The following is a 25,831-nucleotide window of genomic DNA, read 5'->3' as shown; positions in this document are numbered from 1 at the left end:
GTCACTGACGGGTGACTGGTAATACCCGTCTTTTGTGCCATTTTGGCACTAACCCTGTGAAGTGTCGTTGGTGGTGCTGTTTGCCAATATGCTTGATTGCATCAACAAGTGGAAAAATTATGAATGACTTCAAAAGTCTTATTGCCTATCCGCTATTCACTGCCTTCATCGTTTTTTTGAGTAGCTCCATGTGGTTTAATTACCAATCATCCTCGGGTGAGATATCCATTGGGACTGGAGTAGCGGCCGAAAAATCATTCATCAAATCAGTCTCAATTGGCAATACGTCTAGCAATTTCATTGATGGACTTATATTGACACTGCCAGACCATGTTAAAATTGAAGACATTCACTCCTCTGCCATTATTGCAGTGGAGGATGTGACGCCAAAAAATATAACGCATGGGCATATTTTCAGAATTGATAAAATACCGCCCTCGAAGCGGATTGAGATTTTTATAGTATCCTCGGGGAAGGCGGATTACTCAATTACATCGAATGCCAAGTCCATAGGTTTTGATGTTGCCAATGAAGGCTCCAATGGGGGCAATATAATTCTTTTCCTTGTCTTTGCTGGTTCCTCGGCCGTGATTTCTTTTCTCGCCACACTTGCCATAAGCATGGTCGAGCATAGAAATTTCAACGCAAGATACACTCTAGTAATTGAAGATAAGAATAATTTAAAAACCTCTATGGATTCGTTGCTTGCAATGAATAATGATTTAAAAGTCACTCAGGAAGAGTTGCGAGAAGAGATGTGGCAGAGTAAAAAGCGTGCCGCTAGAATTCGCCACTTGCAAAGTTCAAAATTGCATGAGTACTCTCGAGAGCTGAATTTCTGGAGGGACTTGGTTTCCTACTGTGTTCGCTCTAAATTTACGGGCCAAGAAATATCCTTGGCCGTTTCAAAGAAGCTAAAAACTTACGCCACACTTCATACCTTAAAAAAGCCAGACAGGCATTCGGAAAATGGCGAGGAGTTTGATGTGCATAAGTTTGTGGAAGGGAGTGATGATTGATCATTTAAAGATTTTGTTGATCATTAAACCGAACCGCGCCTCCCTATGGCATTGGCCCTTGTAAAAATCACGCTCCACAATCAGCCGCTCGATAGTCTCTGCCTGCTCCACCACGAGCCTGTCGAGCCGGCGATACTCCCTTAGCTTCAGCACATCATCCAGGCTGACAGCGGCGCGGTATTCATCCGATACCAGCCGCCCTCTGTCCAGGTAGAAGCCCTGCCACTCGCCCCACGTTTCACCCAGCTGCGGTTTGTCCTGCGCTTTCAGCGTGGCGTACACCGCATACGGTACCGCCTCCTGTCCCGTTCGCCAGCGTTCTATCTGGTCTACTGTCACGTATAGCGAAGCGGCCAGCTTGTCAGCGTCGCCAAAGCAAACAACCCTGATGAGGTCATCAGGGTTGCAGGGGAAGTCGCAGCGGGGGAATCGACGAACTCGCATGGCCAGGTACCGTCAGGGCTTAAACACCGCTTGATTGTTTATCTGGCATGTTTTGCGTTAAAAATCTTATCGCTTTCCTTGCTTTGCCAGATACGCCATGTACCCCCACGGGATAGCAAACATAGCGAGAAAAGCGAGTTGCTTGATGTTGTATGACGCTGAGTCGGCAATTTCTTCATGCCAAACTGCGATAAGAAACATTGAAAAAGCACTGAAGATGATTATCGAGAAAAGCCTTAACTTATATGAAGTCATGAAATCTTTAAGATCACGAGGTGGGCGCTTTAGCTCATGGTTGAACATCAGCACCTTGAACGTGACTAGGCAACTCATCATGATCAGAACATCAACAACATATACAAACATGCCTGCTCCAGAAGTCTAGGGGTGGTTGCTTGGTTGCCATGTGCCGCTGCTGTCGCATCGGTACCACATGGTATTTATACGTATGCGGCATGATACAACAGTCTGTGATGCGTTTTACATAAGGCCGAATTATACGACGTAAATACTAAACCCCTGAGGGGGCTTTTTGAGCGTCAACTGGGCTCATTAGCGTCGTCAGAACCATCAGACCGGCCACGGCCAATGCGCCGATCTTTTTGCGAAAATCCGCCCAAAAGTCCCGTCTGGCGTTGGTTTGGTTGCACTTGGTTGCGCTTGGCTGGGTATATGCAGCGTGCATTTTGGTGTCTGTTATGACTGCTCGTTCTTGTTAGGATGCCTATCGAAAATCGGCCGGGACGCTGGCTTGGGTCGTCTCTTGGTCATGGTTGGTTAATCTCTGCGGATGTGCTCTTTTGAAAAAGTACAAATTCAAAAAGCGGTAATGATTGATGTTTTCGGGCATTCAATACCAGCACATCAGCCTTCTAGCTGGTTTTGCGGCAAGATCACGTAACTACCGAAAGAAAAAGCAGAAAAGGCATGAATCCCAATGCGCACAACAATAGACGCAGCGTGTTGAAGAACTGACTTGTCCTGCAGTGTGCTTTTATTCTAGTAACGGTGAAAATGACAAAGCCGGCCAATGGCCGGCTTTGTGTTGGGGTGAGTAAAACTAAAGGTTCGTCTGACTAAACATTGCTTCAAACTACTTCATTCCAAACACCACAAACAGGTATCAAAAAAGGTTGGAGCGTTGCCGGCGGGAGGCCGGGTGCTGCGTGCGCACGACGATACGTGCTCGCTTCTGGACTAACGCTTTACGGCTAAAGAACGCAACAAATCCAACTGCAACTACGAGTAAAACCAGCGATTCCAAGATTTGCTCCCTCCTTTCTGTTACCTGATTTTTTTATAGATGACTGGTCATGCCAGTGCAAGAATTATTCTGCGTTTTCTACTTCATTTTCTGCCAGGGTCTCGGCCAGCAGGTGGCCTGGCAGGCTTTTGCTGCTTTTGGCACCCAGCTTGCGCAGCTTTTCGGCGCGGCCTAGCAGGTTGCCGCTGCCGCTGCTGAGCTGGCGCATGGCTTGCTGGTGGCTGTCTTGCAGCTGGCCGATCTGGCGGCCAACCTTTTCCAGTGACTCGGCCAGGCTGGCCAGCTTGTCGTACATGGCGCCGCCTTGACGGGCGATTTCCTGTGCGTTCTGGTTCTGGTATTCGTAGCGCCAGATGCTGGCCACGGTGCGTAACGTGGCCAGCAATGTGCTGGGGCCGACGATCATGATGCGGCGCTCAAATGCCTCATTGAACAGGCTCATGTCCTGCTGTACGGCCAGCAGGTAGGCGGGCTCGACCGGGATGAACATGAACACAAAGTCCAGTGTGTTGAGCTTGTACAGGTCCTGATAGCGTTTGTCGGATAGTGTGCGGATATGCTGACGCAGTGCGGCGATGTGTGCCTTGAGTTCAGCCTCTTGGGTGGCGCGGTCTTCGCTGGCGGTATAGCGCACGTAGGCGTTGAGCGATACTTTCGAGTCGATGACCAGTTGCTTGCCTTCCGGCAAGTCGATGATGACATCGGGCTGGTACCGCCGCTGGCTGCCGTCTTCCTGCTCAACGCGGTCGGATACCTGCACGCGATACTCGCGGTTGCGCGTGAGGCCGGAGCTTTCCAGCACTTTTTCCAGCACCATTTCGCCCCAGTTGCCCTGGGCTTTGTTATTGCTGCCGGTTAAGGCATTGGTCAGGGCAATGGCGTCCTGGTTGAGCTGGGTATTGAGCTGCTGTAGCTTGCGCAGCTCGTGCTCCAGCGTCAGGCGTTCTTTGCTGTCTTTGTCGTAGGTGTCTTGCACCAGTTTGCCAAAGGCTTGTAGTCGTTCGCCCATGGGCGCCAGTAGCTGGTCGAGGTTTTGCCGGTTTTGCTCGGTAAAGCGCTGGCTTTTTTCTTCCAGGATATCGTTGGCCAGCAGCTTGAATTGCTGGCTCAGGCTTTCGCGCGCGTTGGCCAGGATGGCCAGCTTCTCTGCGGCCTGCAGCCGTTCTTGTTCCAGCAGGGTGTGCAGCTGTTGCTTGTCTACCTGTAGCTGGGCGCCCTCTTGCTGCAAGGCAGCCAATTGCGCCTGAAGTTGGCCGCGCTCTTGCAGCAGGCGTTCCATTTGCCTGCCCTGCTCTTCGCTGGCGGCCAGGCGTGCGCCCTGCTCTGCGGCCAACTGTTGTTGGCTCTGCAGCTGCGCTTCGCGTGCTTGCAGGCGGGTTTCCAGCTCGGGGATGCGCTGCAGGTGGCTGGCCAGGCTGGCGAGCTTTTGCTGGCTTTCGGTGTACTGCGCATGCAGGGTTTGCAGGCTGTCTTGTGCCTGCTGTTCGCGCTGCTGTAGTGCTTGCCATTGCTGGTTCATGCTGTGCCACTGGCCCTGCAGCTGCGCCAGCTCCAGCTGTACCTCTGCCCTGCCCTGCTGGTAAGCGGCATCGCTTTTGCCGCGTAACAAGAGCCATGCCAGCCCCCCGCTGCTGCCTGCTGCCAGAATGGCTGTAATGAGGATGTCTAGCATGTGTCGTGGCCCGTGGTTTTTGCTATTTTGATTATGTACATTTTCAGGTGCCAGCGCTAGCCCGCCAGATGCAAAAACGCCGGCACAAGGCCGGCGTTGATCAGTTTGCGCTATCTGTCAGGGCTTAGTCGCGGTCACCGGCAAACGCCATCAGCAGATGCAGCAGGCTGGTAAACAGGTTGTAGATGCTGATGTAGATGCCCAGTGCGGCAGAGATGTAGCTGGTTTCGCCGCCATCCACAACGTTTTTCACTTCCCACAGGATCATCAGCGAGCTGAAGATCACAAAGGCTGCGGAGATGGCCAGGGCCATGGCAGGCAGCTGCAGGAAGATGTTGGCAACGATGGCTACCATCAGCACCACGGCGCCTACGGTCAGGAATTTACCCATGCCGGACAGGTCACGCTTGGTGGTGGTGGCAATGCCTGCCATCACGGCAAACACGGCTGCGGTACCGCCGCCGGCAACCATGATCAGTTGCGCGCCGTTGGACAGCTTCAGGGCGACTTGCAGCAAAGGCCCCAGCATCAGGCCCATGGCAAAGGTGAATACCAGCATCAGCGGCACACCCAGCGCATTGTTGCGGTTGGCCTGTACGGCAAACATCAGGCCGTAGATCACCACCATCATGGCCAGAACGCTCATGATGGGGCTGGCAGCCATGAAGGCAAAGCTCATGTTGGCGCCCAGGGCGCCACCAATCACGGTGGGTACCATGGACAGGGCCAGCAGGCCATAGGTGTTACGTAGAACCTTATGGCTTGCGCCGCTATAAGCGGTGGTTTTGTAAGCAGTGTGAAGGTTCGGTTGCATGGCGACGATTCTCCTCGCGCGTGTTATTCGGGACGGCAATGTCATGGACAACATATTGTTACACAAGTTTCTGCCGATGCCTATTTTGATCAGAATGCTTGCCAAAAAAAGCTGATTGGTCTATTATCCGTTTCCTCAAAGCAGTACTGATGTCGTGGCGAGAGTGGCGGAATTGGTAGACGCACTGGATTTAGGTTCCAGCGCCTCGCGGCGTGAGAGTTCGAGTCTCTCCTTTCGCACCACGCAGCAGTACAGCATGCATAAGCGCCTGCACCGTAATGGTCTGGCGCTTTTTGCATTGTCATCGCGGTAAATGATGGCAGCTCCGCCCATTTCAAGCGCGGCCATCGTGAATACGATCACCCTGCGACTTGGCAGGAGGTAAAGAAAACGCCCCGACTCGTCGGGGCGTTTTGCTATCAGCGTGCGGCCAACCTTAGCCGATCCAGCGGCGTGCGCTGGCAAACATGCGGAACCAGCCGCCGTTTTCGCCCCAGCTTTCCGGGTGCCAGCTGTTTTGCAGCGTACGGAACACGCGCTCCGGGTGCGGCATCATGATGGTGAAGCGGCCATCCGGCGTGGTCACGCCGGTGATGCCTGCCGGCGAACCGTTCGGGTTCATCGGGTAGGTTTCGGTGGCCTGGCCGTTAAAGTCCACATAACGCAGTGCCGTCAGCACTTGCGCCTGTGCGCCCGGGGCAAACACTGCGCGGCCTTCACCGTGCGATACCACTACCGGCAGCTTGGAGCCGATCATGTCTTGCAGGAAGATGGACGGCGACTCGGTGACTTCCACCATCGCGAAGCGGGCTTCAAACTGTTCGGACGCGTTGCGCTTCAGCTTGGGCCAGTGCTGCGCGCCAGGGATGATGTCCGACAGGTTGGACATCATCTGGCAGCCGTTGCACACGCCCAGGGCAAAGGTGTCGCTGCGACCAAAGAAGGCTTCGAACTGCTCGCGCGCCTGGCCGTTGAACAGAATGCTCTTCGCCCAGCCCTCGCCCGCACCCAGCACGTCGCCGTAGCTGAAGCCACCGCAAGCGGCCAGGCCTTTGAAGTCGGCCAGCTGTACACGGCCGGCAATCACGTCGGACATGTGTACGTCTACCGCCTCGAAACCGGCACGGGTAAAGGCAGCACCCATTTCGATCTGGCCGTTCACGCCCTGCTCGCGCAGGATGGCGATGCGTGGGCGTGCGCCGGTGGCAATAAACGGTGCTGCCGGGTTGTCTTCGGTATTGAAGGTCAGCTCGGCAAACAGGCCACGCGAGGCTTCGTCGGCAATCTGCGCGTATTCGCTGTCGGCACCCGCCGGGTTGTCACGCAGGCGCTGCAGGCGGTAGCTGGTTTCCGACCAGGCTTGCTGCAGGGCCACGCGGCTCTGGGCAAATAGCTCGTCTTCGCCATGCACCAGGCGCAGCACGCCATCGGTAGCCGGCATGCCGATCACCGATACGTTGGCCGCCAGGCCCATGATCTCGAAGCGCTTCAGTACGTTGTCGATTTCATCGGCAGCCACTTGCAGCACCGCACCCAGCTCTTCGTTGAACAGTACCGCGTTTACGTTGGCCGCATCGCCACCGGTCAGCATGGACAGCTCGACTTGCGCGCCCAGATGGCCGGCAAAGCACATCTCGGCCAGCGTGGCGAACAGGCCGCCATCGGAACGGTCGTGGTAGGCCAGCAGCTTGCCGTCTTCTACCAGCGATTGCAGTACGGTAAAGGCAGAAGCCAGCTTGTCGGCGCTGTCCACGTCCGGCGCCTGGCCGTTCATGTCGTTCCACACCTGGCCGAAGATGGATCCGCCCAGGCGGTTTTTGCCCTCGCCCAGATCCAGCAGCAGCAAGGCGCTATCGGCAGCGCGCAGCTGCGGGGTCACGGTCTTGCGTACGTCGGCTACAGGGGCAAACGCCGAGATGATCAGCGACAGCGGTGCGGTCACGGCTTTTTTGTCGCCGCCCTCTTCCCAGACGGTTTTCATCGACAGCGAGTCTTTACCTACCGGGATGCTCACGTCGATAGCTACGCACAGGTCGGAGATGGCTTTGACGGTGGCGTACAGCTTGGCGTCTTCGCCCGGGTGGCCGGCAGCGGCCATCCAGTTGGCAGACAGCTTCACATTGCCCAGCTCGCCCACGTTGGCCGCAGCCAGATTCAGCAGCGATTCGCCTACCGACACACGGCCGGCGGCCGGGGCGTCGAACAGGGCCGCCGGGGTGCGCTCGCCCATGGACATGGCTTCGCCCAAGGTGGTGTTAAAGCCCATGGCCGTCACGGCCACGTCGGCTACCGGCACCTGCCACGGGCCAACCATCTGGTCGCGGGCGGTCATGCCGCCTACGGTACGGTCGCCAATGGTAATCAGGAAGCTCTTGTCGGCTACAGTCGGGTTGCGCAGCACACGGTAGGCCGACTCTTTCAGGTCGTACTGGGTGGCATTCAGCGCGGCAGTGTTCACCGGCACGGTTTTCACGTCGCGGGTCATGCGCGGTGGTTTGCCCAGCAGCACTTCCAGCGGCATGTCGACCGGATTGTTATCGAAGTAGTCGTCGCGCACTTGCAGGTGGCCGTCGTCGGTGGCCACGCCCATCACGGCAAACGGGCAACGCTCGCGCTCGCAGATCTCGGTAAAGGTGGCCAGGTCTTCCGGCATCACTGCCATCACGTAACGCTCTTGCGATTCGTTCGACCAGATCTGCATCGGGGTCATGCCTTTTTCTTCCAGATGCACTTTGCGCAGGTGGAAGATGGCACCACGGCCGGCGTCGTTCACCAGCTCGGGGAAGGCGTTGGACAGGCCGCCGGCGCCCACGTCGTGAATGGACACGATAGGGTTGGCCGCACCGCGCTGCCAGCAGCGGTCGATCACTTCCTGACAGCGGCGCTCGATTTCCGGGTTGCCGCGCTGTACCGAGTCAAAGTCCAGGTTTTCGCTGTTGGCGCCGGTATCCATGGAGGATGCTGCGCCGCCGCCCAGGCCGATCAGCAGGCTGGGGCCGCCCAGCTGAATCAGCAAGGCGCCTTCAGGAATCTCGTTCTTGAAGATTTGCTGCTCCTGGATGTTGCCCAGGCCGCCGGCGATCATGATGGGCTTGTGGTAGCCACGGCGCTCGCCCTGGAAGGTGTCTTCGAAGGTGCGGAAGTAGCCTGCCAGGTTCGGGCGGCCGAATTCGTTGTTGAACGCGGCGCCGCCAATCGGGCCTTCGATCATGATGTCCAGCGCCGACGCGATGCGGCCTGGCTTGCCGTACTGCTGCGCTTCCCACGGCTGCTGGAAGCCAGGAATGTTCAGGTTGGACACGGTAAAGCCGGACAGGCCAGCTTTCGGGCGCGAGCCGCGGCCGGTAGCGCCTTCGTCGCGGATTTCGCCGCCGTTACCGGTAGACGCGCCGGGGAACGGGGAAATCGCTGTCGGGTGGTTGTGGGTTTCCACCTTCATCAGGATGTGGGTCGGCTCTTCGCTGAAGGCATAGGTATGGCTGCCTGGCTGCGGGTAGAAGCGCTCGATGGTGGCGCCATCGATCACCGACGCGTTGTCCTTGTAGGCTACGCGGGTGCCCTGCGGGTGGGCGTCGTGCGTGTCGCGAATCATGCGGAACAGCGACTTGCCCTGCTCTACGCCGTCAATCACGAACTGCGCGTTGAAAATCTTGTGGCGGCAGTGCTCCGAGTTGGCCTGGGCAAACATCATCAGCTCGACATCGCTAGGGTTGCGCTGCAGCTTGATGAAGTTTTCTACCAGGTAGTCCACCTCGTCCGGCGACAGGGCCAGGCCCATGTCGGCGTTGGCCGCGTCCAGCGCAGCCTTGCCACCACCCAGGATATCCACGGTGGAGAGTGGTTGTGGGTCAACATGCACGAACAGACGGTCCGCGTCGGCCAGGCTGGCCAGCACGGTTTCCGTCATGCGATCGTGCAAGAGGCCCGCCAAACGCTGGCGAGCCTCTTCGGTAAACGGGGTGGTGGTCTGGATGTGGTACGCAATGCCGCGCTCGATGCGCAGGACATTTTCCAGGCCACAGTGGCGAGCGATGTCAGTCGCTTTGGACGCCCACGGTGACAAGGTGCCCAAACGGGGCGTAACCAGGAAAAACTCACCCGTTGGTTCCTGTGCCAGCGGCGGTTCGCCATAGGTCAGCAGTTTTTCCAGCACGGCAACTTGTGCCTCGGATAGTGGCGACTCGCTTTCGGCGAAGTGCCAGTATTCGGCGGCAATAGTCAGGTCTGGTAGACCCGCTTCGCGCGCATTGGCCAAGAGTTTATCAAGTCGGAACTGGGACAGGGCGACGCCGCCCCGCAGCTTAAGAATGTGCGACATTGTATACCCGCAACAATGGAGACAAGGATCAGGAAAGCGCGTAATAATACACGCAATCCCCCGCTTTTATAAGGCCGCAGGTGGAATATTGCCAGACAATCATGCTGCCAACAGCCCGCTTTGCCCTATCCATACAAGGAGTTGCGATCCATGAAAAAAGTCGAAGCAGTCATCAAACCGTTCAAGCTGGATGAAGTGCGCGAGGCTTTATCTGACATTGGCATCAATGGTCTGACCGTTACCGAGGTGAAAGGCTTCGGCCGCCAGAAAGGCCATACCGAGCTGTACCGTGGTGCCGAATACGTGGTGGATTTCCTGCCCAAGGTGAAAATCGAAGTGGTTATCGCCGACGATCTGGTAGATCGCGCTATCGAAGCCATCATCCAGACTGCGCGTACCGGCAAGATCGGCGACGGCAAGATCTTTGTCTACCCGGTAGAGCAAGTGGTGCGTATCCGCACCGGCGAAACCGGCGAAGACGCGGTGTAAGCACACACCCAGGCAAGGCGTTGGTATGGCACGGCCATGCCTGCCCTTGCCCATCCGGCCAAAAAAAAAGACCGTCTATGCGACGGTCTTTTTTGCTTGTGCGGCAAGGCGCAGGGCTGCGGATTCAAGAGCTTGCGTGGTGCCGCCCTGCCTTGCTGGATCCATTACAAGCTTGATCGGTGCTGCTTGTGCAGCCCGAAAGACCGTTTGTGCAACGGTCTTTTTGCTTTCCGGCTTAGCCCCAGAACTTCCACCAGGGTTGGCCGCGGTATTCCCACGGCTGGGTCAGGTAGGCGCTTTGCGGAAAGTTCAGTGCCAGAATGCGGCGGGTATCGGCCTGCAGTGTGTCCATGCCCAGCTTGCCGTAAGCCTGCACCATGATGGCCAGTGCCTCTTCGTTGTGGCCGGTATTGGCGTAGGCCTGCACCACGGTCTGGGCGCGGTTGGCCGCAGCCAGCCAGGCTTCGCGCTTCATGTAGTAACGGGCTACGTGCATTTCGTGCCCGCCCAGCGCGGCGGCCAGATGCTGCATCTTCTGCGTAGCGTCTTCTGCATAGCGGCTGGCTGGGTAGCGGGTAATCAGCTCGCGAAAATCGTTAAACGATTCACGGGCGGCTTTCGGGTCGCGCTCGCTAATGTCCTGGCCGGTGGCGCGCGCCAGGAAGCTGGTGTCGTCGTTAAAGTGCACCAGGCCTTTCAGGTAGTACATGTAGTCGGCACTGGCGTGCGCCGGGTACAGGCGCAGAAAGCGGTTGGCCGCAGCAATGGCCAGCTCCGGCTCGTTATCCTTGTAATGCGTATAGGCTTGGTCCATCAGCGCTTGCTGCGCGTGGCGGCCGTAAGGGAAGCGTGCCTGCAAGGTTTCATAAAGCTTGAGGGCGCGGGTGTAGTTGCCGCCATTCAGCTCGTCGCGGGCTTCGCTGTAGATCTGGTCTACCGTCCAGCCACGGGTTTCGTCCTGCGGCTCCACCGAGGCACAACCTGCCATCAGTACGACGGCCAGCAAGGCTACAAAGCTTTTTTTCATGAGGTGTCCTTGTTTGACTGCGCACGATTATAACCAAAACTGCTGTTTGCGCACGCCCGGCAGCGGTTTCTTGCTGCCATCTGCGCCGTTGCCATGAAAAAACCGCCTGCCGGGCGAGCCGACAGGCGGTGTGGCCAGTACAGCCTGGCCTTAGGTGCCGATACGGCCACCGTCATTCTTGGTGATCATCACGGTCGCCGAGCGGGGGCGCTGGCCGGCACCATAGCCGCTATTGGACGGCCACTGGCTGACATACTTGCTCGGGTCGCCCAGGTCGCTGACTGCGGTACCTTCGCCCGGGTGCTGGATGTTGACGAACATTACCTTGCCGTCCGGTGTTTCTGCCACGCCGGTAACCTCGCAGCCTTTCGGGCCTACCAGGAAACGCTTCAGCGTATCGGTGGTGGGCTTCTTGCCGACATAGGTATCCACCAGCACGCTACCGTTGGCTACCGACACCTTGCCGCCGTCGCCTACGCGGCCAGGCAGTGCGGCCAGCATCTGGTCGTTGGTCATGTCACTGTAGTTGCCATCGTCGGTCTGGATCCAGCAAATGCCGGTGCTTTCGGCAAACTGCAGGCCATCCGGGCTGGAAAAGTCATTCACATCGGTCAGGCCGGACAGGTTGATGCTGGCAATGGCGCCCGCTTCGGAGCCAAACAGATACACGTCCCACTTGAAGGTGGTGGCATTGGCATCGCCCTGCTCGGCCAGACGCAGGATGTGGCCGTTCACGTTGCCGCGCTGGGTGGTGGTGCCATTCTTGACGTCGGTGTAGCTGCGCGGGTTGGCCGCATCTACAACCTTGCTGGCATCGCTACCGCTGGTCACGCGGCCGCTGTTATTGGTCAGCGTAAAGTAGATGTCGCCGGTGGTCGGGTGGGTAGAGCTCCACTCCGGGCGGTCCATTTTGGTGGCGCCAGCGGCGTCGGCCGCGATGCGGGCGTTTACCAGAATATCGGCCTGGTCGGCAAAGGCGTAGCTGGCATAGCCGGCAATCAGCGGGTTGGCCATGGACAGCTCCAGCCAGGTGCCGGTGCCGTCGGCGTTGAACTTGGCCACGTACAGCTTGCCGTTATCCAGATATTTGTCGCCGGTGGCCATCGGGTCGGCCGGTTTGGCGTCGGCCGGGTCCCACACGGCGTTCGATACATACTTATAGATATATTCGAACTGCGAGTCGTCGCCCATGTAGATCGCCAGTGGCTTGCCGGTTTTCAGCAGCGAGAATGCAGCGCCTTCGTGGGCAAAGCGGCCGGTAGATGTACGCTTCTTCACCACGCTGTTGCGGTCGTAGGGGTTGATTTCGGTCATATACCCCTGGCCGTTGATCTCGTTGCGGTAGTCGGTGGCGGCGGTGCCGGCCGCATTGGCGGTGATGTCCCAGCGCACGTAACGGTCGTCGGTGCCGGCGGTTTCCCAGCCGTAGCGGCTGCTGGCACCCGCCGCACGGCCATAGCGTGTCAGCGCGGCGATTTCTTTGGCGCTGCGGGCGGCGGCGTCGCTGCCGCGCTTGAAGTAGCCGGACCAGTTTTCTTCGCCGGTCAGCAACGTGCCCCACGGGGTTTTGCCCGTGCCGCAGTTATTCAGCGTGCCGCGGGTGCGGGTGCCATCGGTCGAAAACTTGGTCACCAGCAGGCTGCTGCCGCGTGCCGGGCCAGCCAGTTCGATGGTGGTTTCGGCAGTAACGCGGCGGTTGAACGGGCTGGTTTGCACGGTGGCAAAGCGGCCGTTACTGCCTTTGGCCACCTCGACGACCGATACGCCGTGGCAGGCGATCTCGATATCTGCCTCGGCGGCCGGGCGTGGTAGCGCGGTGGGGCCGGCGGTAAACAAGGTGGTCTGGTCGATGTACTCGTGGTTCATGGCCAGCAGGCCGCGGCTGGCGCCAGCCTGGTCGGCTTTGCCGGCGGCATTCAGGCCAAAGTACTGCATGCCGTCGTGGTGGTCGCCGGCGCGCTGATCGTAGCCGGTGTCGGTGCCATCGTTCTTGAATGCGGCTACGCCGGCAAACAGCGGGTCGCCTTTGGCGTAGATCACGCTGGCGGTATAGCCCTCTGGCACGATAAAGGCATCGGCCAGGCTCTTGGCGACCGGCTTGAAACCCAGCAAGGTTTCGCTAGCGGCGGCCGGCGCGCTGCTGCCAGCGCCACCCAGGCCCAGACAGCCGGTGAGCCCCATGCTGCCAAACACGGCAGCGCCGGCCGAGCCCAGCATAAAGGTGCGGCGGCCCATGCGCGCAGCCAGGATGTCCTGCATGGTGGGGTTGTTCGAGGTGTTGTTGCCGATATCGTCCGGGTCGGCGCCGTTCGGCAGCGGGGTGAAGTTGTTTTTGCTCATGGCACTATTTAATAGGTGGTTGATTGGTTTGAAACAGCTGTTTGATGGTATGGGCTAATGATTACCCCGCCATGAAGCGCCAGTTTCATACCAGTTACCTGTCATCTAGCTGCCACGCCAACAGGACAAGCTGGCCAGACTGCTTTAAAATCGCCCGATTTACCTCACGCCACAAAGCCATGAACGAACAAGACATTCTCGCCGACGAACTGCTGGACGACGATATTGCGGACAGCGAAGGGGAAAGCGGCGCCGGCGGCGAGGCGCAGCAACTTTCCGTACCTTACGAATTTTCCGGCGAACGCCTGGATGCGGCGCTCACCAAACTGCTGCCCGACTACTCGCGCAGCCGCATGACCCAGTGGATCAAAGACGGCAAGGTGCTGCTGGACGGCAAGCACATGCCCGGCAAGACCAAGCTCCTGGGTGGCGAAGTCATCACTGTAGAAGTGATCCCGCAGCCCGAGGCGCTGGCCTACACCGCCGAGCCGGTAGACTTCCCCGTGGTGTACGAAGACGAACACATCATGGTGATCAACAAGCCGGCAGGCCTGGTGGTACACCCGGCGTCCGGCAACTGGACCGGCACCCTGCTGAACGGCCTGCTGCACCGCAACCCCGAACTCACCCACATTCCGCGCGCCGGTATCGTGCACCGCCTGGACAAAGACACCTCCGGCCTGATGGTGGTGGCCAAGACCCTGCTGGCGCAAACCGATCTGGTACAGCAGCTGCAGGCGCGTACCGTGAAGCGCATCTACCGCTGCGTGGCCACCGGCGTGGTGCCCTACGATGGCAAGATCGAAACCCTGATCGGCCGCGACCCGCACAACCGCCTGAAAATGGCCGTGCTGCGCTTTGGCGGCAAACCGGCCATTACCCACCTGCGCGTGCTGGAACGCTACGAAGACTTCAGCTACGTAGAGTGCAAGCTGGAAACCGGCCGTACCCACCAGATTCGCGTGCACATGCGCGAAGCCAAGCACCCGCTGGCCGGCGACGCCACCTATGGCAACCCGCGCCACCACGGTAGCGAAGCGGCCGACGCCGCCGTCAAAGCCCTGGCGCGCCAGGCGCTGCACGCCTACTCGCTGGCACTGGTGCACCCGGCTACCGGCAAGGAAATGGGCTGGAAAGCCCCGTTGCCGGACGACATGAAACAGCTGCTGGCCCTGCTGCGCGCCGAACGCGACGAAAAATTTGCCGCCGCCAACGCCAAAGCCGCCGCCAAGGCCGAAGCGCTGGATGAAGAAGACGACGATGACTGGGACGACGACAACTACGATGTCGAAGTGCACTATGTTCGCTAAGCCTGTGCACGCGCCCGCAGCAGACACCGGCTGGTTCACGCCAGCCTGGCCCGCTGCGGCCAACGTGGGCAGCCTGGTCACCACCCGGCACGGTGGCGTCAGCCCCGCGCCCTACGCCAGCCTGAACCTGGGCGACCACGTAGGCGACGACGCGGCCAACGTCGCAGCCAACCGCGCCCTGCTGCGCGCTACGCTGCCCGCCGAGCCCGCCTGGCTGCAACAGGTACACGGCATTGCCGTAGTGGACGCCGCCACGGTAGCGCCGGGCAGCGTGCCGGTAGCCGACGCCAGCGTTAGCCGCACCCCCGGTGCCGTGTGCGCCGTGATGACCGCCGACTGCCTGCCCGTGCTGCTGGCCGACCGTGCCGGTACCGTGGTGGGCGCCGCCCACGCCGGCTGGCGCGGCCTGTGCGGTGGCGTGATCGAAGCCACGCTGGAGGCCATGCAAGTCGATGCGGCCAACGTCATGGCCTACCTGGGGCCGGCCATTGGCCCCGAGGCCTTCGAGGTGGGCGCCGAGGTGCGCGCCGCCTTCATGGCGCACGACAGCCATGCCGCTGCTGCATTCGAGCCTATCGCCGACGGCAAATACCTGGCCGACATCTACCTGCTGGCGCGGCAAAGGTTGGCCGCAGCCGGCGTGACGGCCATTTACGGCGGTGACGCCTGCACGGTGATCGAGCGCGAGCGCTTCTTTTCCTACCGGCGCGACCAGGTCACCGGCCGCATGGCCAGCCTGATCTGGCTTGGCTAAACACAAGATATAGTGTTCAAGGGCGGTAAAAACCGCCCTTTTTGCATTTTGGGCGTCGCAACAGCGCAACAGCCGTCATACAACCGCCACTGTGGCAAAACCGACCCAGCTGCAAACCCTTGTTGTAGCTAGCTCCGCTGCACGCCCCCGGCAGGCCGTAAAAAATAGTTTGCCGCGCAAAGCCAATACTGGCGCGGCTTTCAGCTTTTTAAGGCAGCTGTCAAGACTTGTCCCGCACACACTTCACCACTAGAATTTGCGTCACCTTCCGGTCAAAACAGCATATATTGTGTTTGTGCACAGCTGGCGCACAGCTTTTCAACAGAGTTGTCCACAGCCCGCCTGCCACCACCGCTGCGCGACCCCTTCCGCCCGCGTGCCGCATGCCAAAAACACATGCCCGCCGCCGCCGGAAGCATCGAATAACCTACCCATCACGAGGGCAATGACAATGCCACTGACCACTACCGACGCCAACACCGCCGCCGAACTGGGCCGCGCAGCCGCGCCACAAGCCGACTACAGCCAGTACAAGACCATTCGCCGCAATGGCGCCGTGGTGGCATTCGAGCCGGTAAAAATCTCTATCGCCATGACCAAAACCTTCCTGGCGGTAATGGGCTCGCAAAGCGTGAACTCCGCCAGCATCCGCGACAAAGTGGCACACCTTACCGAGTCGGTGGTCAGCGCCCTGATGCGTCGCAAACCGGAAGGCGGCGCCATCCACATCGAAGACATCCAGGACCAGGTAGAGCTGTCGCTGATGCGCGCCGGCGAGCACGACGTGGCCCGCGCCTACGTGCTGTACCGTGACCAGCGCTCGCAAGAACGCGCCGCCCGTGGCGAAGCCCTGCACCAGATCCAGATCAACGTGATCCGCAAAGATGGCCGCAAGCTGCCGCTGGATGTGGCCCGCCTGCGCGCCACCATCGAATCCGCCTGCCAGGGCCTGGCCGCCACCGACGTGGACGCCATCCTGTCCGAAACGCTGAAGAACATCTACGACGGCGTACCGGAAGAAGAAGTCAACAAATCGTCTATCCTGGCTGCCCGCGCCCTGATCGAACAAGACCCGGCCTACGATTACGTGACCGCTCGCCTGCTGCTGGGCAATATCCGCCTGGAAATCCTGGGCGAAGCCATCAGCCAGGAAGAAATGGGCCAGCACTACCCGCTGTACTTCCCTAGCTATGTGAAAAAAGGCATTGCCGCCGAGCTGCTGGACGAAAAGCTGGGCGAATACGACCTGAAAAAACTGGGCGCCGCGCTGAAACCGGAACGCGACCTGCAGTTTGGCTACCTGGGCCTGCAAACCCTGTACGACCGCTACTTCCTGCACATCGACGACACCCGCATCGAAATGCCGCAGGCTTTCTACATGCGTGTGGCCATGGGCCTGGCGCTGAACGAAGTGAACCGCGAAGAAAGCGCCATCGCCTTCTACAACGTGCTGTCCAGCTTCGACTTCATGTCGTCCACCCCTACCCTGTTCAACGCCGGTACCCGTCGTAGCCAGCTGTCCAGCTGCTACCTCACCACCATCGCCGACGACCTGGACGGCATCTACGAAGGCATCAAGGAAAACGCCCTGCTGTCCAAGTTTGCCGGTGGCCTGGGTAACGACTGGACCCCCGTACGCGCCATGGGCAGCCACATCAAAGGCACCAACGGCAAATCGCAAGGCGTGGTGCCGTTCCTGAAAGTAGTCAACGACACCGCCGTGGCCGTGAACCAGGGTGGCAAGCGCAAAGGCGCCGTGTGTGCCTACCTGGAAACCTGGCACGCCGACATCGAAGAATTCCTGGAGCTGCGCAAGAACACCGGCGACGACCGCCGCCGCACCCACGACATGAACACCGCCAACTGGATCCCCGACCTGTTCATGAAGCGCGTGATGGAAGGTGGCGAGTGGAGCCTGTTCTCGCCTAGCGAAACGCCAGACCTGCACGACATCTACGGCCAGGCCTTCGAAAAAGCCTACACCGCCTACGAGCAAAAAGGCCGCAACGGCGAGCTGCGCGTATTCAAGCAGATCCCGGCCCTGAGCCTGTGGCGCAAAATGCTGACCATGCTGTTCGAAACCGGCCACCCATGGGTTACCTTCAAAGACCCGTGCAACATCCGTAGCCCGCAGCAACACATGGGCGTGGTACACAGCAGCAACCTGTGCACCGAAATCACCCTGAACACCAACGACGACGAAATCGCCGTGTGCAACCTGGGCTCTGTGAACCTGGCACGCCACCTGAAACAAGGCGCCAACGGCCCCGAGCTGGACACCGAGAAGCTGCAACGCACCGTACGCGTGGCCCTGCGCATGCTGGACAACGTGATCGACATCAACTTCTACCCGGTGAAAAAAGCACGCAACTCCAACCTGAAGCACCGCCCGGTAGGCATGGGCATCATGGGCTTCCAGGACTGCCTGCACCAGATGCGCGTACCGTACGCCAGCGACACCGCCGTCGAGTTTGCCGATATCTCCATGGAAGCCGTGGCCTACTACGCCTACCTGGCTAGCACCGAGCTGGCCGAAGAGCGCGGCCGCTACCCATCGTACAAAGGCAGCCTGTGGGACCGTGGCATCCTGCCACACGACAGCATCAACCTGCTGGCAGCCGAGCGCGGCGGCTACCTGGAAATGGACCGCAGCGAACGCATGGACTGGAGCAGCCTGCGCAAGCGCATCGCCGAACACGGCATGCGTAACTCCAACGTGCTGGCCATTGCCCCTACCGCCACCATCGCCAACATCATTGGTGTGTCTGCCTCCATCGAGCCGACCTACCAGAACCTGTTCGTGAAATCCAACCTGTCCGGCGAATTCACCGTCACCAACGAATACCTGGTGCGTGACCTGAAAAAACTGGGCCTGTGGGACGAAGTGATGGTTGCCGACCTGAAATACTTCGACGGCAGCCTGGGCCGCATCGACCGCGTACCGGCAGAGCTGAAAGCCATCTATGCCACCGCGTTCGAAGTAGACCCGAGCTGGCTGGTAGAAGCCGCCAGCCGCCGCCAGAAATGGATCGACCAGGCACAATCGCTGAACCTGTACATGGCCGGCGCATCGGGCAAGAAGCTGGACGAGCTGTACAAGCTGGCCTGGGTAAAAGGCCTGAAAACCACCTACTACCTGCGCACCCTGGGAGCCAGCTCCGCCGAGAAATCCACCGGTCGTGGCGGCGAACTGAACGCCGTACCGGTAGCAGGCGGCGCAGCCGCAGCACCCACCCCGGCAGCCGTGGTAGACACCACCCCGGCCACCGATGCCAAGTTCTGCAGCATCGACAACCCGGACTGCGAGAGCTGCCAGTAAGGCAAACGGGCTGATTCATCCGTAACCCGGATCGGTAGCCCGGATAAGGCGCCAGCCGCATCCGGGGAATCAGGTAAAACACAAGCCCACAGGTTGGCCGCATGCGGCCAACCCATCCTCAAGCCGGTTGCCCCCAGCCGGTTTCGGGATGACGCGGCGCCCTCCCACCGGACGGCGCGCCAGAAACACGATCAAACCCATACAGCATCCGGAGCAAGAATAATGAGCCTGTCCTTCGACGACACCCCCGCTACCGCCACCCCAGCCGCCACCGCCGCCGGCCGTGTAAACGCCGTAGACAAACGTGTGATCAACGGCAAAACCGACGTGAACCAGCTGGTACCGTTCAAACACAAATGGGCATGGGAAAAATACCTGGCCCAGTGCGCCAACCACTGGATGCCGCAAGAAGTCAACATGCAGCGCGACATCGAACAGTGGAAAACCGGCCAGCTGTCCGAAGACGAAATGCGCATCGTCAAGCGCAATCTGGGCTTCTTTGTTACCGCCGACAGCCTGGCCGCCAACAACATCGTACTGGGCACCTACCGCCAGATCACCAGCCCGGAATGCCGCCAGTTCCTGCTGCGCCAGGCCTTTGACGAAGCCATCCACACCCACGCCTACCAGTACATCGTGGAAAGCCTGGGCCTGGACGAAGGCGAAGTGTTCAACGCCTACAACGAAATCAAATCCATCCGCGACAAAGACGAATTCCTGCTGCCGTTCATCAACGTGCTGTGCAACCCGGAATTCAAGACCGGCACCCTGGAAACCGACCAGACCCTGCTGAAATCGCTGATCGTGTTTGCCTGCATCATGGAAGGCCTGTTCTTCTACGTCGGCTTCGTGCAGATCCTGGCGCTGGGCCGCCAGAACAAGATGACCGGCGCCGCCGAGCAGTACCAGTACATCCTGCGCGACGAGTCCATGCACTGCAACTTCGGCATCGACCTGATCAACACCATCAAGCTGGAACAGCCGGAAATCTGGACCGACAGCTTCAAGGCCGAGATCACCGAGCTGTTCAAGCACGCCGTAGAGCTGGAATACGCCTACGCCGAAGACACCATGCCACGCGGCGTACTGGGCCTGAACGCCAGCATGTTCAAGGAATACCTGCGCTTCATCGCCAACCGCCGCATGCAGCAAATCGGCCTGGACCAGCTGTTCCCCGGCGTAAACAACCCGTTCCCGTGGATGAGCGAGATGATCGACCTGAAGAAAGAGAAAAACTTCTTCGAGACCCGCGTGACCGAGTACCAGACTGGCGGGGCGTTGAGCTGGGATTGATATTGCATTTTTATTGACATGTACTTATGCAAAAGGCACACTCTTGAGTGTGCCTTTTTTTTGGGATGAACAATTATGCCTTGCAAGACATTATCAATTTTTAATAATAAGGGTGGTGTCGGCAAGACTACGCTGACATTCCACTTGGCACATGCTCTAGCAGAGTTAGGGAAAAAGACATTAATTGTTGACCTAGACCCTCAATGCAACCTGACGATTTTGGCGATGGATCACGAAGAGCTGCATGCCATATGGGAAGCGGAAGATTCATTTATATCCGATTTCCAAGCTGCTCTCAATACCAATGGGCAAGAGAAGCTAGACACTTTACTTCAGACAACACGAACAATTCACTTCCTTCTTAAGCCGACTGAAGATGGTCAGTCAGACCTTCCAAGCATGCCAGAGCCACAGGTCCTTTCTAAAAATCTTCATTTAATACCTGGTCGACTCACACTGCACACCTATGAAGAGAAAATTTCAAATCGATGGTCAGATGCATTGAGAGGCGATCCACTCGCCATTCGTACCATATCGAAACCAAGAATAATTGCCTTGGAGTATGCAAGAAAAAATAACTATGATTTTGTTATCTTCGACACCTCTCCGAGTCTAGGCATTCTAAATAAGACCGTAATATCTACCGTTGATGGCTTTGTAATACCATGCGGCCCAGATATGTTCTCCCTGTATGGAATTAGGAATATTGGAAATTCTTTAAAAGCGTGGAAAAAAGACTTTGAGATACTTCACAAATTACTACCCGAAGATAAGAAAAAGTACTTCCCCGAGAACTTTGTCAAGCTGCTTGGGTATACAATATATAACGCTAAAAAATATGCAAGCAAAAGTAATAGATGGGACCTTGCCACTGCTCATTTTAACTACGCCGAACAGATACCAGTATTAATATCGAGCTATATTGAGAAAGCCATCTGGGAAAACATCCCAATTGAAATCCTAAGAGAGCCCATAGGTGGCACTGCTGTTATGCATACTCACAACACTCTTCCGAATATGGCTCAAAAATATCACACACCCATGTGGAAAGTGCCGTCAAGTTCATATCTCGAGCCAGATGATGTATCAACTGTCTCTGGAAATAGATATGCATATGAAAGCACGCGATATAAGTATATTGAACTTGCTGAATTCTTACTCCAACGAATGGGGGACTGACATGCAAGAAGATCAAAATAATGAAATTATTTCAATTTACAGAAATCGATACGCCGAATTCAATTATTTACTTGGCACGGTGGCTAACTACTTCACCAATCACCCCACTGGGAAAGTTGGTGTTCATACGGTAAGATCAAGGGTTAAATCTGAAGACAGCCTAATTGACAAGATCAAAAGGAAAGAGAAAAAAGGAATATTGGTAACGCCAGAAAATTTATTCCGAGAGATAACGGATATCGCAGGCTTGCGCATATTACATCTCAGATCTAGCGATTTTGTACAGATACACAACTCCATTTTGAAAATGAAAAGTTTGGGATACTGGTTTTTTTGTGAGGATCCCATTGCATACAGCTGGGATCCGGAGGCAATAACAAGATTCGAAAAACTAGGAATAAAAACAATCAACAACGAGCGACATTATACATCTGTCCACTATCGCATTACTGATAATGCAGATTCGAACATTTCTTGCGAAGTTCAAGTAAGAACTCTTTTCGAGGAAGCTTGGGGTGAAATTGACCATGCAATAAATTACCCACATCAGTCATCCGTTCAAAGCTGCAAAGATCAGATACTTGTCCTTGCTAAATTAGTCGGAGCGAGTACTCGTTTGATTGACTCTATATATTCAGCGCATGAAAATGGTGCGGGGAATATTTAGCACGGAAGGTTGGGTTGAGCGTAGCGAAGCCCAACGTTCACCGCGAAGCGTTTAAAAGGCTGGCCGCATCACCCCTTACCCGGTATGCGGCCAACCTTTTTGCATCTACCCTCGCCCGCCACCTGTTTGTCGGTGTTACACCATTCTCCGGATGCGCCGTTGGCTTATCCGGGGTACGGATTGCACACCGTAGCCGTGGGCTGATGCCGCCCGCCACCCCGCCAGCAGTTGACACGCCCCCGCCTAGCTGCCACCCTTCCACCCTCATTTTTTTCTGCCCTCACCTGCCATGAAAATTACCCAAGACACCGCCGTGACCCTGCGCATGAAAGTTACCGATAGCCAGGGCAATATCTACGACGACGGCAAGAAGCCGGTTTCTTACCTGCACGGCGATTACGACAACCTGTTTGCCAAGCTGGAAGAAGCGCTGGAAGGCCAGGAAGCCGGCTACCAGACCACGCTGGAGCTGAGCCCTGCTGACGCGTTTGGCGAGCGTGACGAGGCGCTGGTCACCACCATGGCCAAGGTGGATTTCCCGCCCGGCGTGAAGGTAGGCGGCCAGATTCAGCGCACCGGCCCGGATGGCGAGCCGCGCTACTATTTTGTGACCAAGATCAAAGGCCCTACCGTGCTGCTGGACGGTAACCACCCGCTGTGCGGCAAAACCCTGCGCTTTGCCATCAAGGTGGTAGACGTGCGCGCGGCCACGGCTGAAGAGATTGCCCACCAGCACGTACATGGCGAACACGGCCACCAGCACTGATTGCCCGCTGGCCGGTACGCATTCAGCCCTCCCATGGTGGAAGGCTGCGTGGATGACAAGCCCTGTTTGCCCTGCAAGCAGGGCTTGTTTCATTAACAGCACGGCGCTGGCCGCTACCTTGTCAGCAGCCAGGGCTTTGTGCTGCCTGCGCTGCCGTACCGCGTGCGGCGCGGGCGAGCCATGTTGGCCGCAGGGCACTAGCCTGCTGCGCGGCAGCGGCCTATCATCCCCCCCCGCTCTTGTTGCGAGTTGCCATGCCCTATTTATTGATTGTTACCGCCCTGTGGGCGTTTTCTTTTAGCCTGATCGGCCAGTACCTGGCCGGGCAGGTGGACAGTGATTTTGCCGTGCTGCTGCGCGTGCTGATTGCCGCCGCGCTGTTTTTGCCGTTTACCGTGTGGCGCGGCCTGCCCGCCCGCCTGCTGGGCGGTTTCTGGCTGGCCGGGGCACTGCAGTTTGGCGTGACCTATCTGTGCCTGTACCGCAGCTTTCATGTGCTAACCGTGCCGGAGGTGCTGCTGTTTACCGTGCTGACGCCGCTGTATGTGACGCTGTTTGACGATGCGTTGGCGCGCCGCTTTAACCCCTGGGCGCTGCTGGCGGCTGCCGTGGCGGTGGGTGGCGGGGTGATCATCCGCTTTCAGCCGCTGACTGGCGAATACCTCACCGGTTTCTTGCTGCTGCAGCTGGCCAACTTTACCTTTGCCGCGGGCCAGGTGCTGTGCCGCCGCTTGCTGCAGCAGTACCCGGTGAGCCAGCCGCTGCACCGCTACTTTGGCCACTTCTTTCTGGGCGCGCTGCTGCTGGCGCTGCCGTCTTTCCTGCTGTTTGGCGATATGCAGCGCCTGCCGCATACCGCGCTGCAGTGGGGCGTACTGGTTTACATGGGGGTGTTTGCCACGGCGCTGGGCATGTACTGGTGGGTAAAAGGCAGCACGCAGGTCAGCGCCGGCACGCTGGCCATCATGAACGAGCTGCACGTGCCGGCCGGCCTGCTGGTGAACGTGATGATCTGGAACCGCGACGCCGACCTGACCCGCCTGGCGCTGGGCAGCGCGGTGATCATGGCGTCGCTGTGGCTCAACCGCTGGGGCCGCGCGCGGTTGGCCACGCAGGCCTAGGCTGGCATGCGGCCAACCCTGTAGCCCGGCACCCTGCCGGGCTTTTTGCTGCCTGCCGTTGTGGCGCATGGCAATATTAAATTCATCTAGACGTATAGATGTTTACACGCCACTGTCTTGCGACATGCCTAGCATGCTGGGTTCCACCAACAAAGGAACCACCATGCAAAACACCCTGAAAAGCCTGGCAGGCGCGGCACTGTGCCTGGCACTGGCCAGCGCGCACGCCGCGCCCAAGGCCCTGCTGATCGGCATAGACGGCGCGCAGCTGGAAAAAGTGCAGGCGCTGAACCTGCCCAACTTCAAGCGCCTGAACATCGCCAAAGGCTATACCGGCGGCGTAGCCGGCAGTGCCAGCGAGCAGGAAACCTACAGCGGCCCTGGTTGGGCCACCATTCTGACCGGCGTATGGCGCAACAAGCACCAGATCAGCAGCAATAGCGACGGCCTGGCCAACCCGGCCTTTCCTAGCCTGTTCAAGCGCCTGCGCGATGCCTACCCGCAGGCCTACATTGCCAGCGTCACCCACTGGGGCAATATCAACAAGCAGTTCTTTGCCAATGATATCCGCCGCAATAACTACAACGCAGACGGGCTCAGCGACGAGGCGGCCGTGGCCAAGACGGTAGAGCTGATCAACACCACACCGGCCGATTTCATCTTTGTGCACCTGGATGACCCGGACCACGTGGGCCACGACAGCGGCTTTGGCCCGGCCTACGACAAGGCACTGCGCCAAGCCGATGCCCACCTGGGCCGGCTGCTGGACGCGGTAGCCACCCGCCAGGGCGCCAGCGGTGACAATTGGCTGGTGCTGGCCACCACCGACCACGGCCGCGACCCGGTAAAAGGCCAGCACCACGGCGCGCAGACCGGCAGCGAAAAAACCGTGCTCATTGCCAGTAACCAGCCGATGAATGCCGAGTTCACCAGCCCGGTAAGCCCGGTGGCCAACCCGGCCTTTGACGGCCTGTACGGCCACATCGCCCAGACCTGGATCGCCCCTACCGTCTTGCGCCACATGGGCATTGAGCCGCAGCGCAGCTGGCTGCTGGACGGCGCCCCGCTACAGGGCAGCGTAGGCGTGCGCAAGCTGCTGCCTGCCAGTGGCACGGCCAATGGCTTTAGCTGGGCCGCCGCCAGCGGGCAGGTGGAGATTTATCGCAACCAGCAGCTGCTGGCCACCGTGCCGGCCAGCCAGCAAAGCTATGTGGATGCCACCAGCCCGGCCGGGCTGCAGGACTACACCCTGCTGCTGGGTAGCGTGCCGGTCAGCCTGCGCATGGGCCGCCCCGGCCTGCGTACCGCACTGGACTGGAGCGCCAGCCGCAGCTATTTCTTTCTGGATGACGGCAGCTATGTCCGTTACAACCAGACGGCAGACAAGGCCGATAGTGGCTACCCCAAAAGCACCAATAACAGCAGCTGGCCCGGGCTGGGCAGCTACGCCGGCCAGCTAGCCGCCGGCTTTAGCAAAGACGCCAATACCGCGTATTTCTTTCTGGGCAATGGCCAGTACGTGCAGTACGACAAGGTGGCAGACAAAGCCCTGCCCGGCTACCCGCAGCCGGTAAGCGAGCAAAGCTGGCCGGGGCTGGCGGCCTACGCCACCCAGATCAAGGCCACGCTGCGCCTGCCGGGTAACAAGGTGGCGTTCTTTCTGAAAGATGGCCGCTTTATCCGCTACGACCTGGCGGCCAACCGTGCCGATGGTGGCCCGCAGGCCATGGACAATGCCAGCTGGCCACAGCTGGGGGTGGACGCGCGCCGTATCACGGCGGCCTTGAAATGGGACGACAGCCGCGCCTATTTCTTTCTGGATGATGGCCGCTATATCCGCTACAACCTCACGCAAAACCGTGCCGAAGCGGGCTTCCCCAAACCGGTAAACAATCAGACCTGGCCAGGCTTGCTACGGTAAGCTCACCCGGCATGGCCACGCCCTGCTGGCGCGGTGTGCAGGCAGGGCGCGCCCGTCATGGGCACCAGGCCGAGTATGAAAAAACACGCCCCGCATGCGCTGCACGCAGGGCGT

The 25,831-nt window shown here is 58.6% G+C and carries 18 protein-coding genes and 1 tRNA gene; 12 read left to right on the top strand and 7 right to left on the bottom strand.

Features of this window, described 5'->3' with window-relative positions; all coding sequences use genetic code 11:
- The first annotated feature begins 119 nt into the window (after positions 1-119).
- Positions 120-1,019: a hypothetical protein gene (locus ACZ9XP_RS11040; RefSeq protein ID WP_465188434.1), complete on the top strand. Its 900-nt coding sequence runs from the start codon at positions 120-122 to the stop codon at positions 1,017-1,019.
- Here ACZ9XP_RS11040 and ACZ9XP_RS11035 read toward each other — a convergent pair whose 3' ends face one another.
- From ACZ9XP_RS11035 to ACZ9XP_RS11020, 4 genes are all read right to left on the bottom strand, one after another.
- Positions 1,020-1,463 (bottom strand): hypothetical protein, encoded by a 444-nt coding sequence (locus ACZ9XP_RS11035; protein ID WP_465188433.1) that lies wholly within the window; start codon positions 1,461-1,463, stop codon positions 1,020-1,022. It abuts the gene before it with no gap.
- A 66-nt stretch (positions 1,464-1,529) separates the two neighbouring features.
- Positions 1,530-1,829: a hypothetical protein gene (locus ACZ9XP_RS11030; RefSeq protein ID WP_465188432.1), complete on the bottom strand. Its 300-nt coding sequence runs from the start codon at positions 1,827-1,829 to the stop codon at positions 1,530-1,532.
- Between the two features lie 962 nt (positions 1,830-2,791).
- Positions 2,792-4,399, bottom strand: a complete 1,608-nt coding sequence (locus ACZ9XP_RS11025) for a DNA recombination protein RmuC (RefSeq protein ID WP_147688861.1) — start codon at positions 4,397-4,399, stop codon at positions 2,792-2,794.
- A gap of 124 nt (positions 4,400-4,523) precedes the next feature.
- Complete coding sequence (locus ACZ9XP_RS11020; protein ID WP_147688860.1) at positions 4,524-5,213, bottom strand: Bax inhibitor-1/YccA family protein; 690 nt, start codon at positions 5,211-5,213, stop codon at positions 4,524-4,526.
- A 157-nt stretch (positions 5,214-5,370) separates the two neighbouring features.
- Here ACZ9XP_RS11020 and ACZ9XP_RS11015 point away from each other — a divergent pair.
- A tRNA-Leu gene (locus tag ACZ9XP_RS11015) sits at positions 5,371-5,455 on the top strand.
- A 194-nt stretch (positions 5,456-5,649) separates the two neighbouring features.
- Here the strand turns inward: ACZ9XP_RS11015 and purL are convergent.
- Positions 5,650-9,531, bottom strand: coding sequence for a phosphoribosylformylglycinamidine synthase (purL, locus tag ACZ9XP_RS11010; RefSeq protein ID WP_147688859.1), 3,882 nt, complete (start codon positions 9,529-9,531; stop codon positions 5,650-5,652).
- Positions 9,532-9,681: 150 nt separating this feature from the next.
- Here purL and ACZ9XP_RS11005 point away from each other — a divergent pair, with 150 nt between their 5' ends.
- A complete protein-coding gene (locus ACZ9XP_RS11005) occupies positions 9,682-10,020 on the top strand; it encodes a P-II family nitrogen regulator (protein WP_017509599.1) in 339 nt (112 codons plus the stop codon).
- A 235-nt stretch (positions 10,021-10,255) separates the two neighbouring features.
- Here ACZ9XP_RS11005 and ACZ9XP_RS11000 read toward each other — a convergent pair whose 3' ends face one another.
- A complete protein-coding gene (locus ACZ9XP_RS11000; protein ID WP_147688858.1) occupies positions 10,256-11,047 on the bottom strand; it encodes an outer membrane protein assembly factor BamD in 792 nt (263 codons plus the stop codon).
- 150 nt (positions 11,048-11,197) lie between these two features.
- The gene (locus ACZ9XP_RS10995; protein ID WP_147688857.1) at positions 11,198-13,387 is read right to left on the bottom strand and encodes a PhoX family protein; all 2,190 of its coding nucleotides are present in this window, start codon (positions 13,385-13,387) and stop codon (positions 11,198-11,200) included.
- A 179-nt stretch (positions 13,388-13,566) separates the two neighbouring features.
- Here ACZ9XP_RS10995 and rluD point away from each other — a divergent pair, with 179 nt between their 5' ends.
- The 9 genes from rluD to ACZ9XP_RS10950 all read left to right on the top strand — a co-directional run bounded on the left by rluD (position 13,567) and on the right by ACZ9XP_RS10950 (position 25,717).
- A complete protein-coding gene (rluD, locus tag ACZ9XP_RS10990; protein ID WP_147688856.1) occupies positions 13,567-14,697 on the top strand; it encodes a 23S rRNA pseudouridine(1911/1915/1917) synthase RluD in 1,131 nt (376 codons plus the stop codon).
- Positions 14,687-15,451 (top strand): peptidoglycan editing factor PgeF, encoded by a 765-nt coding sequence (pgeF, locus tag ACZ9XP_RS10985; protein WP_465188431.1) that lies wholly within the window; start codon positions 14,687-14,689, stop codon positions 15,449-15,451. Before rluD ends, pgeF begins: the two co-directional genes overlap by 11 nt.
- 451 nt (positions 15,452-15,902) lie before the next feature.
- Positions 15,903-18,770, top strand: a complete 2,868-nt coding sequence (locus tag ACZ9XP_RS10980) for a ribonucleoside-diphosphate reductase subunit alpha (RefSeq protein ID WP_465188430.1) — start codon at positions 15,903-15,905, stop codon at positions 18,768-18,770.
- A 93-nt stretch (positions 18,771-18,863) separates the two neighbouring features.
- The gene (locus ACZ9XP_RS10975; RefSeq protein ID WP_465188429.1) at positions 18,864-20,063 is read left to right on the top strand and encodes a ribonucleotide-diphosphate reductase subunit beta; all 1,200 of its coding nucleotides are present in this window, start codon (positions 18,864-18,866) and stop codon (positions 20,061-20,063) included.
- Positions 20,064-20,138: 75 nt separating this feature from the next.
- Positions 20,139-21,242: a ParA family protein gene (locus tag ACZ9XP_RS10970; protein WP_465188428.1), complete on the top strand. Its 1,104-nt coding sequence runs from the start codon at positions 20,139-20,141 to the stop codon at positions 21,240-21,242.
- Positions 21,178-21,909: a hypothetical protein gene (locus ACZ9XP_RS10965; RefSeq protein WP_465188427.1), complete on the top strand. Its 732-nt coding sequence runs from the start codon at positions 21,178-21,180 to the stop codon at positions 21,907-21,909. The genes ACZ9XP_RS10970 and ACZ9XP_RS10965 overlap by 65 nt, the downstream gene beginning before the upstream one ends.
- 289 nt (positions 21,910-22,198) lie before the next feature.
- Positions 22,199-22,675: an FKBP-type peptidyl-prolyl cis-trans isomerase gene (locus ACZ9XP_RS10960; RefSeq protein ID WP_465188426.1), complete on the top strand. Its 477-nt coding sequence runs from the start codon at positions 22,199-22,201 to the stop codon at positions 22,673-22,675.
- Between the two features lie 254 nt (positions 22,676-22,929).
- Positions 22,930-23,796, top strand: coding sequence for a carboxylate/amino acid/amine transporter (locus ACZ9XP_RS10955; RefSeq protein WP_465188425.1), 867 nt, complete (start codon positions 22,930-22,932; stop codon positions 23,794-23,796).
- 163 nt (positions 23,797-23,959) lie between these two features.
- Positions 23,960-25,717, top strand: coding sequence for an alkaline phosphatase family protein (locus tag ACZ9XP_RS10950; RefSeq protein ID WP_465188424.1), 1,758 nt, complete (start codon positions 23,960-23,962; stop codon positions 25,715-25,717).
- The last annotated feature ends 114 nt before the right edge of the window (positions 25,718-25,831 follow it).

The sequence above is a fragment of the Vogesella perlucida genome, from assembly GCF_979366545.1.
Note: the sequence above shows the minus strand (reverse complement) of the source record. Positions and strands in the feature narration are given on the sequence as shown.

Bases quoted from the DNA above. Each gene is read 5' to 3' on its own strand.
- ACZ9XP_RS11040 (WP_465188434.1), top strand. From the start codon at position 120: ATGAATGACTTCAAAAGTCTTATTGCCTATCCGCTATTCACTGCCTTC.
- ACZ9XP_RS11035 (WP_465188433.1), bottom strand. From the start codon at position 1,463: ATGCGAGTTCGTCGATTCCCCCGCTGCGACTTCCCCTGCAACCCTGAT.
- ACZ9XP_RS11030 (WP_465188432.1), bottom strand. From the start codon at position 1,829: ATGTTTGTATATGTTGTTGATGTTCTGATCATGATGAGTTGCCTAGTC.
- ACZ9XP_RS11025 (WP_147688861.1), bottom strand. From the start codon at position 4,399: ATGCTAGACATCCTCATTACAGCCATTCTGGCAGCAGGCAGCAGCGGG.
- ACZ9XP_RS11020 (WP_147688860.1), bottom strand. From the start codon at position 5,213: ATGCAACCGAACCTTCACACTGCTTACAAAACCACCGCTTATAGCGGC.
- purL (WP_147688859.1), bottom strand. From the start codon at position 9,531: ATGTCGCACATTCTTAAGCTGCGGGGCGGCGTCGCCCTGTCCCAGTTC.
- ACZ9XP_RS11005 (WP_017509599.1), top strand. From the start codon at position 9,682: ATGAAAAAAGTCGAAGCAGTCATCAAACCGTTCAAGCTGGATGAAGTG.
- ACZ9XP_RS11000 (WP_147688858.1), bottom strand. From the start codon at position 11,047: ATGAAAAAAAGCTTTGTAGCCTTGCTGGCCGTCGTACTGATGGCAGGT.
- ACZ9XP_RS10995 (WP_147688857.1), bottom strand. From the start codon at position 13,387: ATGAGCAAAAACAACTTCACCCCGCTGCCGAACGGCGCCGACCCGGAC.
- rluD (WP_147688856.1), top strand. From the start codon at position 13,567: ATGAACGAACAAGACATTCTCGCCGACGAACTGCTGGACGACGATATT.
- pgeF (WP_465188431.1), top strand. From the start codon at position 14,687: ATGTTCGCTAAGCCTGTGCACGCGCCCGCAGCAGACACCGGCTGGTTC.
- ACZ9XP_RS10980 (WP_465188430.1), top strand. From the start codon at position 15,903: ATGCCACTGACCACTACCGACGCCAACACCGCCGCCGAACTGGGCCGC.
- ACZ9XP_RS10970 (WP_465188428.1), top strand. From the start codon at position 20,139: ATGCCTTGCAAGACATTATCAATTTTTAATAATAAGGGTGGTGTCGGC.
- ACZ9XP_RS10965 (WP_465188427.1), top strand. From the start codon at position 21,178: ATGAAAGCACGCGATATAAGTATATTGAACTTGCTGAATTCTTACTCC.
- ACZ9XP_RS10960 (WP_465188426.1), top strand. From the start codon at position 22,199: ATGAAAATTACCCAAGACACCGCCGTGACCCTGCGCATGAAAGTTACC.
- ACZ9XP_RS10955 (WP_465188425.1), top strand. From the start codon at position 22,930: ATGCCCTATTTATTGATTGTTACCGCCCTGTGGGCGTTTTCTTTTAGC.
- ACZ9XP_RS10950 (WP_465188424.1), top strand. From the start codon at position 23,960: ATGCAAAACACCCTGAAAAGCCTGGCAGGCGCGGCACTGTGCCTGGCA.